We start from the raw sequence: 833 nt of genomic DNA, 5'->3' as shown, positions 1-833 counted from the left end.
CCGCCCATCCAGGTCGGCGGCGGCGAGACAGCGGCGCGAAAGAAGTCGGTCGCATCGCGCCGCTCAGCCAAGCCGCTCCCGGCCGGCCACCGTATCCCAGTGTATCCAGCGGCAACGCAGGCACCGGATGTGCGCAGCGTCGCCTCGGGTGCGAAGGGCCAGCCCGGCATGGCGAGCGAGATCACGATCGCCGGCGAAGAGCTCAATGCAAGCCCGTTCACGCGGCCGGGCGAAGCGCTCGAAGCCGTGCCCGGTCTCATCGTGACGCAGCATTCCGGCGAGGGCAAAGCCAACCAGTATTTCTTGCGCGGCTATAATCTCGACCATGGCACCGACCTTGCCATCACCGTCGACGGCGTCCCCGTCAACATGCGCACCCACGCGCACGGCCAAGGCTCAACCTCTAACACAAAGGGCGAACCAGATCACCTATGCCTATGGGTCGCTGCTCAAGACCGACACGCTCTACAACCTCTGCACCGGTGGCGCCGCGCCGATCGCGGTCTGCCAGAATGGTGTGATGGACTACGTGCTGCATCCCGTGGAGCCGCTGACGTTCCGGCTTACGATCGCCGGGGCGTTCTAGATTTGCCGGCTGGTGCACTGACCGCGTGAGCTATCGGTTGCGATGATCGCATGTAGCCCGGGTGAGCGCAGCGATACCCGGGGCCGCTCGCAAGGATCCCGGATGTCGCTTCGCTCATCCGGGCTACGGCACCTTGCTGTGTCGCCCTCTGTCAATCCGCTCGCGCAAAAATATTCCACTTTACCGAAATTCGGAAATGGCGTATGTGTCGCCCATCCCGGCTCATCCAAGAGGGGCGATCTTGTGT

At 64.0% G+C, this 833-nt stretch carries 2 protein-coding genes and 1 pseudogene; 2 read left to right on the top strand and 1 reads right to left on the bottom strand.

Annotated features, from left to right (window positions below; genetic code table 11):
* Positions 1-260 (bottom strand): hypothetical protein (locus tag MOV75_RS40115; RefSeq protein WP_247008379.1); only part of this gene is annotated, 260 nt, incomplete at its 3' end.
* On the opposite strand from MOV75_RS40115, the pseudogene MOV75_RS40110 reads away from it, so the two are divergent.
* Positions 169-396 (top strand): annotated as a pseudogene (locus MOV75_RS40110) (TonB-dependent receptor plug domain-containing protein); the annotation flags it as partial. The gene MOV75_RS40115 and the pseudogene MOV75_RS40110 overlap by 92 nt on opposite strands.
* Positions 326-586 (top strand): hypothetical protein, encoded by a 261-nt coding sequence (locus MOV75_RS40105; protein WP_247008377.1) that lies wholly within the window; start codon positions 326-328, stop codon positions 584-586. The pseudogene MOV75_RS40110 and the gene MOV75_RS40105, both read left to right, overlap by 71 nt.
* Positions 587-833 lie beyond the last annotated feature (247 nt).

It is taken from the genome of Bradyrhizobium sp. PRIMUS42 (assembly GCF_023006515.1).
Classification (GTDB): Bacteria; Pseudomonadota; Alphaproteobacteria; order Rhizobiales; family Xanthobacteraceae; genus Bradyrhizobium.
This window is presented reverse-complemented; position numbering and strand designations above follow the sequence as displayed.